The sequence below is a fragment of the Roseateles sp. P5_E11 genome (assembly GCF_054049355.1).
In genome coordinates this window covers 1-8252 of the sequence record NZ_JBFUMO010000242.1, presented here as the reverse complement: position 1 = coordinate 8252, position 8252 = coordinate 1, and the positions used below count along the sequence as shown (strand labels likewise).

The window sequence follows — 8252 nt, the reverse complement described above, 5'->3', positions numbered from 1 at the left end:
GCGAAGTCGCCCCGGTCAACGGCACGCCCTTCGATTTGCGTCAGCCACGCCTGCGGCCGTCAGCCGGGTGGGATAGGAGGATCGATCCACCAGGTCGACGCCGGCCCAGGCCTCCAAGGCCTGAATGCGGCGCGAGAATGCCGGCTGGGTCACGTGGCGCAGCTGGGCGGAGCGGGAAAAGCTGCGCGTCTCGGCCAGGCTGACGAAGTCTTCAAGCCATTTGGTTTCCACCCGAGGCAGTGTAGCCAAGGCCTTCTGCCAGCCGCGCGATCTAGCGAGTCATCTCGGCAACTCATATATGCGCGCGCATTACCTCTTCACCCCCCTAAGCGCGGCCCCTAGGTGCTTGACTCCCCCTCAACTGAAGGGGCACAACGCGGCCCGGCGCGCAGGTGCTTGTTTACAGTCCGCCCAACAACCCAACTCGAACAAACCCGGACGGAGAACGCCATGCGCGCGACGAGCAAACTTCTGGCACTCGCCTTGACGGCCACCATGCAATCGGCGATGGCCGGTGCGGTCTTCTTGGACTTCGAGGACGTGCAGACCACGGAACCGCTGACCACCCGCTATGCGTCCAAGGGCGTCACGGTGAGCGGCGCCGCATGGACAGCAACCTCTGAAGCCTGCGGCGGCGATGTCAGCTTCGTCCGTACAGGCAGCTGCGGCGCGCTTTGGCTCGCTCAGGATCCGACCAATCCGGCCTCAACAGACGCCCGGTCGTTTACGCTGACCTCGGCCGACGGCTTCGTCGAAGCGCTGTCCTTTGTCTACTCGGGCAGCACGACCGCGATCAACCTCGCGGTTCACGCCTATGACGTCGCCGGCAAGGAAGTGGGCCTGGGCCTGACCGGCCTGACCGGCGAAAGCTGCGGCACCTTCGTCTTTTGCAACTGGTCGTCGCAGCCGGTCTCGCTGTCCTTCCAGGGTGTGGCTCGGACCATCGTCTTCTCTGCAATCGACCAGACCGTATTGCTCGACGACCTGAGTTTCAGGACGGCCGACCCGACCGGCCAGCTGCCGGAGCCCACCAGCATCGCCCTGGCCCTGGGTGCCCTTGGCGGTCTGGGCTGGAGCCGCCGCCGCGCCGCACGCTGAGCGCCTCTCTCCTGCAAGAACGACCGCTGCGGCGGTCGTTTTTCATTGGGACGGACGGCAGCAGGCCAGCTCAACGCGGGCAGGCCCCGCTGACGGCAGGACGGGCAAGAGCTCTTCTTGCAAGGCTTGAATCGCCATACTCCGTCCCTATAATGCGTGTCTGCTAGCACTCAACACATTCGAGTGCTAACGAAATGGGCCGATTCCGCGGCCCCGTTTTTTTCGGCGAGCCGCGATTGCCGCGGCCGCTCCGGTTCCAACTCTCAAGGAGATTCCATGAAGCTGCGCCCCCTGCACGATCGCGTGATCGTTCGCCGTCTGGAGCAAGAAACCAAGACCGCCTCGGGCATCGTCATCCCCGACAACGCCGCTGAGAAGCCTGATCAAGGTGAAGTCCTGGCCGTCGGCCCGGGCAAGCGCAATGACAAGGGTGAGTTCGTGGCCCTGAACGTCGTCGTCGGCGACCGCGTGCTGTTTGGCAAGTATTCCGGCCAGACCGTCAAGGTCGACGGTGACGAGCTGCTGGTCATGCGCGAGGAAGACCTCTTCGCCGTGGTTCAAAAGTGATGACACGGGGACGGCCCGTCACCCCGTGACGCGTGTCCTCGCTGATCGTGAGTCGAAATAAATCGACTCTGACCCCAATTTAAGTATTCGGAGAATCAAATGGCAGCAAAAGACGTGATCTTTGGCGGCGAGGCTCGTGCCCGCATGGTTGAAGGCGTGAACATTTTGGCCAACGCGGTCAAGGTGACCCTGGGGCCCAAGGGCCGCAATGTCGTGCTCGAGCGCTCGTTCGGCGCCCCGACCGTGACCAAGGACGGCGTGTCCGTGGCCAAGGAAATCGAGCTGAAGGACAAGCTGCAGAACATGGGCGCGCAGATGGTCAAGGAAGTCGCTTCCAAGACGTCTGACAACGCCGGTGACGGCACCACCACCGCGACTGTCCTGGCTCAAGCCATCGTTCGCGAAGGCATGAAGTACGTGGCCGCCGGCATGAACCCGATGGACCTGAAGCGCGGCATCGACAAGGCGGTCACCGCCCTGGTCGCCGAGCTGAAGAAGGCCTCCAAGGCCACCACCACCTCCAAGGAAATCGCGCAAGTCGGCACGATCTCCGCCAACAGCGACCACGAAGTGGGCCGCATCATTGCCGAGGCGATGGACAAGGTTGGCAAGGAAGGCGTCATCACCGTCGAAGACGGCAAGAGCCTGGACAGCGAACTCGACGTCGTCGAAGGCATGCAGTTCGACCGCGGCTACCTGTCGCCCTACTTCATCAACAACCCGGAAAAGCAAGCCGCGCTGTTGGACAACCCGTTCGTGCTGCTGTACGACAAGAAGATCAGCAACATCCGCGATCTGCTGCCGACGCTGGAACAAGTCGCCAAGTCGGGCCGCCCGCTGCTGATCATCTCGGAAGACGTGGACGGCGAAGCGCTGGCCACGCTGGTGGTCAACACCATCCGCGGCATCCTGAAGGTCGTCGCCGTCAAGGCGCCTGGCTTCGGCGACCGCCGCAAGGCCATGCTGGAAGACATCGCCATCCTGACGGGCGGCAAGGTCATCGCCGAAGAAGTCGGCCTGACGCTCGAGAAGGTCACGCTGGCCGACCTGGGCCAGGCCAAGCGCGTTGAAGTGGGCAAGGAAAACACCACCATCATCGACGGCGCCGGCGCTGCGGGCGACATCGAAGCCCGCGTCAAGCAAGTGCGCATCCAGATCGAGGAAGCCACCAGCGACTACGACCGCGAAAAGCTGCAAGAGCGCGTGGCCAAGCTGGCCGGCGGTGTTGCCGTCATCAAGGTCGGTGCTGCCACCGAAGTCGAGATGAAGGAAAAGAAGGCCCGTGTCGAAGACGCGCTGCACGCCACGCGCGCAGCCGTTGAAGAAGGCATCGTGGCTGGTGGCGGCGTCGCGCTGCTGCGCGCCAAGCAAGCCGCTGGCGCCATCAAGGGCGACAACGCTGATCAAGACGCCGGCATCAAGCTGGTCCTGCGCGCCATCGAAGCACCGCTGCGCGAGATCGTCTACAACGCCGGTGGCGAAGCCTCCGTCGTCGTCAACGCCGTGCTGGCCGGTTCGGGCAACTACGGCTTCAACGCCGCCAACGACACCTATGGCGACATGATCGAAATGGGCATCCTGGATCCGACCAAGGTGACGCGCACTGCCCTGCAGAACGCCGCATCCGTCGCGTCGCTGATGCTGACGACCGAAGCCATGGTCGCCGAGTCCCCCAAGGACGAAGCAGCCGGTGGCGGCATGCCTGGTGGCATGGGCGGCATGGGTGGCATGGGCGGTATGGATATGTAAGACCTTGCGGGACAGACCTGGCGGGCGTACTCGCCCGACAGCTCTGTCCCCAACTGATCAAGCATTCAGGAAGGGGCTGCGCGAGCAGCCCCTTTTCTTTTGTGCCTGAGGTTCTCAGTCGCTGGCGCGGGCGRCTGAGCGCGCGAACGTATAGGTCAGCCCGATGCCGATGCTCGCGCCCGTGGTCTGGCGCACAAGCCGACTGTCGCGATTGGCGGCCCCAGCCACGCTGTCGACACGTCCGATGGCAAACAGACGCACATCCGGCGTCAGCTGGTGCGACACCCCGCCCTTGAGCCGCCAGGCAATCAAGCCGGCGCGAGCCGCATAGGCCGGCCGATCCGCCAGCGCCTCGTTCGGCGCGACGGTGTAATAGGTCGCCCCGAGGCGACGGTCGCCGAACAGCACTCCCGCACTGACGCCATAACTCCAGCCCGCCCTGGCGCGGTGCTCCAGAGCCAGCTCCGGCTCCAGGCTCATGCCGCGATGCCGGCGCAGGTCGCTCGCCTCGAACACGCCGCGCAGCGGCAGCTCGAAAGTCAGGCTGTCAGCGGCTTTGCGGCCGTTCAGATACCAGCGACCGACGGGCCCGAACTCCACCAGCGAACGCAGCCGCGGCATGCCCTCGCGCGCCCGCAGCTCCTTACCGCCAGCACTCAGCGAGCCCGCGAAGGACACATCCAGCTCGAAGCTCTCGGTGCGCACCGCCCGCAACCCCGCGCCCGCGTCATCGGCCCGCAGCACCTTGCCGCGGTAGATGACGTAGGGCAGCACCGGCGTGCGCGTGACCTGCTGGTCCGCTCCCGGATAGGCCTGCTGCGACAGCGCGCCGGCGGCCGCACCGAGCTCCCACAGCGGCAGTTCGGAGGGCTTGGTCGCGGCGTCATCGGCATGCACGAGGGTGGCCGCACAGGCCAGGCTGAAACCGAGGAGGCATTTCATGGGCGAGAGGTGGATGGCGACGGCGCGCATCATGCCTGCACCTGCGCCACCCAGCCCGCTGCGAAGCGCTCGGCGTCACCCAGGGGGCTGACTGCCATGCGCTCACGCAGCCCGGCGCGCAGCGCCGCCAGGCCCGCGCGATCAGCGGCCCAGCGTACCGCCAGGCGCACATAGTCCTCCTCGTCCGACGCCACCCAGTCTTGCGCCAGCCCCAGCGCCTGCATGAAGCTCAAACCCTGGCGCGAGATCGGCGTCGGCCCGGGCAGGGTGAGCACCGGCACGCCCATCCAGAGCCCGTCCAGCGTCGTCATGCCGCCGCTGTGCGGGAAGGGGTCGAGGGCAATATCGATGCGCCCGAAGTCGGCGAGATAGTCGGCCAGCGGCCCCGGCCCCTGCAGGTCCAGCCGTGCCGCGTCACCCGGCCAGCGGCCAAGCAGGGCCGTGCGCTCCGCCTCGTGCTGCAGACCGGGCGCCTTCAGCAGCAGCCGGCTGTCGGGCACCGCCTCCAGCACGCGCGCCCACAGCGCCAGCACTTCGTCGCCGAGCTTGTGCAGGGCATTGAAGCAGCCGAAGCACATCGGTCCTTCCCGCATGGCCACGGCAGGCGCCTCGGCGGGCGGCGCATAGACCGTGAAGCTGTCGGGCAGCCGCAGCAAAGGCTCCACAAAACCAGCTTCGGCGCCCTCAGGCAACAGCCAACGGTCGCCGATGAAGCCATCCATCTCGGCCAGCCCGGTGCTGCCCGCATAGCCCAGCCAGCTCAACTGTCGCGGCGCCGGCCGGCGCGCGAACACGCCCAGGCGATGACCGCCCGTGTGGCCGTTCAGGTCGATCAGCACATCGATGCCATCGGCCGCGATGCGTTGCGCCAGCGTCGCGTCATCCCAGCCGACCACGTGCAGCCAACGCGGCGCGGCGGCCCGCAACCGCAGGGTCAGTTCATCGTCGGCACCATGGTTGGCGTAGACGAAAAGCTCGCAACGCCGCGCCAGCGCCGGCAGCCAGGCCTCGGCCAGCCGCCCGACCGGATGGCCGCGCAGGTCGGCCGACACCAAGCCGACGCGCAAAGGCCCAGCCGCGCGCGCGGGCCGCGAAACGGCAGGCGCCGCCACAGCCTGACCGAAGGCCTGCGCCTCGCTCCGCAGCTCGGCACCCTGCTGGCGATATGCACGCAGCAGCAAACGGTCGCTGCGTGCGGTCAGCAGCGTCGGATCGAGGGCAATGAGGCGGCTCAGCACCACATCGGCCTCGTCCAGGCGGCCCTGCTGCTTCAAAGCCTGGGCGAGGTTGCTCAACGCCTGGGGCGACGTCGGCGCGTCGTCCAGCGCTTGACGGTAGGCGGCCACAGCCTGTGCATGCCGTCCCTCGCGCAGCCGCAGCCCGCCCAGGTTGGCCAGCGCCGCCGCCCGGCGCTCGCCGGCCAGGCCCGTGGCCAGGGCCGCCGTCAACACCGCCTCGCCGCGCTGCGGCCGCAGCAGGCTCAGATTGCAGGCGGCTTCGGCATGGCCGGCATCCAGCGACAGAACCGCCTCCCAGGCGTCAACAGCGCCCGCCGCGTCGCCGACCTCCTGCAGCAGGTTGCCCAGCGCGAAGCGGTGGGCGACATCCGCCGGCGCCAGGGCCACGGCCTCGCGCAGCCTGGCCACCGCTTCACGAGGGCGCCCGGCTGCGGCCCAGGCCGTTGCGGCATGCCCGCGCAGACCCGCATCCGCCGGGCGTGCTGCGATCGCCTGCTCGAAGGCCTGCGCCGCATCCGCGTGGCGCCCCAGTGCCAGCAGCGCCCGCCCGCGGTTGCCCAGGGCGGCGACCAGGCCGGGTTGCAGCGCGAGGGCGGCCTCAAAGGCGGCGAGGGCCTGGGCCGGCTCACCCAGGGCCAGCAGCGCGTTGCCGAGGTTGTTGTGGGCGCCCGGCAGGCGCGGCTGCAGCGCCAGCGCTCGCTCATAGGCGGCCCGCGCCTCGGGCCAACGCTGCCGCGAGGCCAGCAGGGCGCCGAGATTGGCCGTCAGTTCGGCATCGTCCGGCAACAGGGCCAGGGCGCGCTCCAAGGCCGGCAGCGCGTCCTCGCCCAGCATCTGCAGGGCCACGGACAGGGCCTTCCACAACGTGCCGTCCTGGGGATGCTCGGCGAGCAATGCGCGGGCCTGCGCGGCCATCTCGGCATGGCGCCCAGCCTGGAAAAGCGTGAAAAGGTTCTGAAGTGCGGCGTTTGCCATGTGGTTGAGGGGTCGGTAAGAGGGGGCAACACATCGGGGTGCACCAGCCTGGCGCCGGATAATCTCATCACGCCCCTCGATAGCGTCCATGCCCTTCAGCCCGAATCCTCACGACCTGCTTGACCACGCGCTGACCGAAGCCGGCCCGATGGCCCGCGACCTGCTCAACAGCGTGCAGGATGAGCTCGAAGCGCAGCCCCAGCACTATCCACTGCGCGAGGCCTGGCGCAAGGTGCGCGCGCATTTCGCGGCCGACTTCGAGGGCAAGCTCATCGAGCTGCTGCAGGCCGGCCGTCGCGGCGACGATCCCCTGCACCGCTCGCCCGCCCAGCTCGGCGGCCTGGAAAGCCTCAGCCTCGTCGACGAACACCAGGCGCTGCAGGACGTGGCCATCGCCCATGTCGCCCATGCGGCCGAGGACATGAGCCGGGCCGAGCTGCACCAGATCGGCAACTTCTTCGCGGCGCTGCGCGGCATCGCACGGGCCCGCGAGCGCGACAACCCGCTGCGCCCGGCCCTCTACGCTCACGCACTTCACCATGCGCTGGCGTCCAGCCCGCTCGGCGCCCAGACCCAGTACGAGCTGATGCGTGTGGCCGCGACACCGCTGGCCCGCGCCCTGAACCGCCTCTACACCCAGGCCTGCGCCACGCTGCGCGCCGCCGACATCAGCGACATGGTGGCCTCCCACGGCCATGCCCAGACCGACCCGCTGGCCCACCAGCGCCTGGCCGCGGCCCGCGGCGTCAGTACGCGGCCAGCCGCTCATGGCACGCTGGACGGCCTGTCGCRCCGCGTCGACGCGGTCAACTCCCGGCCGCAGGGCCTGGCGCCCCACAGCCCCGTCACCCAGCGCGGTCCGCTGGCCCCGGCGCCCTTCGTGCGCTCGACGGGGCCGGACATGCTGAGCCGGCTCTATGACCAGATCCTGGCCGACCCGCGCCTGCTGCCGCCGCTGAAGGCGCTGCTGGCGCGACTGCAGATCGCCGTCGTGCGCCTGGCACGCAGCGACAGCATGCTGCTGCGCCGCCAGGACCATCCCACCTGGGCATTGCTGAACCGCGTCGCCGCCCACGGCATGGCCTTCGAGCGCGCCGATGACGCCCGCCTTGTGGATTTCCTGCGCTTCATGGAAGCCGAGGCCCAGCTCCTCGTCGACGCGCCCACGCCCAACGCCCTGCTCTTCCAGCAGGTGCTGGCTCGCGTCGACGCCCACATCGACCAGCAGGCCCGCCAGAGCAGCGAACGCAATGCCGTCGCGCTGGCGGCCCTGGAGCGGGAACAGCTGCGCAGCGACTGGCGCGAGCTGATCCGCGATCAGATCGACCACCAGATCACCGGCGCTCCTTTGGGCCCGCGCATGCACCGCTTCCTGCAGACGGCCTGGGTGGACGTCATCGTCGCGGCCATGGTGCGCCACGGCCGCGACTCGCACGAAGCCCACGCGGCGATGGAGATGGTCGACGCCGTGCTCGACAGCCTCATCACGCCGCGCGACCTCGCCGACCGCGAGGCCCTGCGCATGCGCCTGCCCGTCCTCATCGAGCGCCTGCTGACCGGCTGCGAAAGCATCCAGCTCTCCGAAGCCAAGCGCGAGCCGGCCCTGTCCGAACTGATGGCCCAGCATGCCCGCCTGCTGCGCGGCCTGCCGGCGCTGGACCCCGCCGAGCGCCGCCCCGCCGC

Annotated in this window: 6 protein-coding genes and 1 pseudogene; 4 read left to right on the top strand and 3 right to left on the bottom strand. The window is 68.6% G+C overall.

Features of this window, described 5'->3' with window-relative positions; all coding sequences use genetic code 11:
* Nucleotides 1-48: 48 nt before the first annotated feature.
* Nucleotides 49-231, bottom strand: a pseudogene (locus tag ACXJKR_RS17720) (helix-turn-helix domain-containing protein); the annotation flags it as partial.
* Nucleotides 232-450: 219 nt separating this feature from the next.
* Between ACXJKR_RS17720 and ACXJKR_RS17715 the strand changes: the two are divergent.
* The 3 genes from ACXJKR_RS17715 to groL all read left to right on the top strand — a co-directional run bounded on the left by ACXJKR_RS17715 (nt 451) and on the right by groL (nt 3414).
* Nucleotides 451-1098 (top strand): PEP-CTERM sorting domain-containing protein, encoded by a 648-nt coding sequence (locus ACXJKR_RS17715; RefSeq protein ID WP_457323939.1) that lies wholly within the window; start codon nt 451-453, stop codon nt 1096-1098.
* A 276-nt stretch (nt 1099-1374) separates the two neighbouring features.
* On the top strand, nt 1375-1665 hold the full coding sequence (locus tag ACXJKR_RS17710; protein WP_056202831.1) for a co-chaperone GroES: 291 nt from the start codon (nt 1375-1377) through the stop codon (nt 1663-1665).
* A 99-nt stretch (nt 1666-1764) separates the two neighbouring features.
* On the top strand, nt 1765-3414 hold the full coding sequence (gene groL / locus ACXJKR_RS17705) for a chaperonin GroEL (protein WP_457323938.1): 1650 nt from the start codon (nt 1765-1767) through the stop codon (nt 3412-3414).
* Between the two features lie 114 nt (nt 3415-3528).
* On the opposite strand, the gene ACXJKR_RS17700 is transcribed toward groL, so the two are convergent.
* Together ACXJKR_RS17700 and ACXJKR_RS17695 are read right to left on the bottom strand one after the other, a co-directional pair.
* Nucleotides 3529-4386 (bottom strand): MipA/OmpV family protein, encoded by an 858-nt coding sequence (locus ACXJKR_RS17700; RefSeq protein WP_457323937.1) that lies wholly within the window; start codon nt 4384-4386, stop codon nt 3529-3531.
* Nucleotides 4386-6569 (bottom strand): tetratricopeptide repeat protein, encoded by a 2184-nt coding sequence (locus tag ACXJKR_RS17695; protein ID WP_457323936.1) that lies wholly within the window; start codon nt 6567-6569, stop codon nt 4386-4388. The genes ACXJKR_RS17700 and ACXJKR_RS17695 overlap by 1 nt, the downstream gene beginning before the upstream one ends.
* A gap of 88 nt (nt 6570-6657) precedes the next feature.
* Here ACXJKR_RS17695 and ACXJKR_RS17690 point away from each other — a divergent pair.
* A partial coding sequence (locus ACXJKR_RS17690) for a DUF1631 family protein (RefSeq protein ID WP_457323935.1) occupies nt 6658-8252 on the top strand: 1595 nt, incomplete at its 3' end.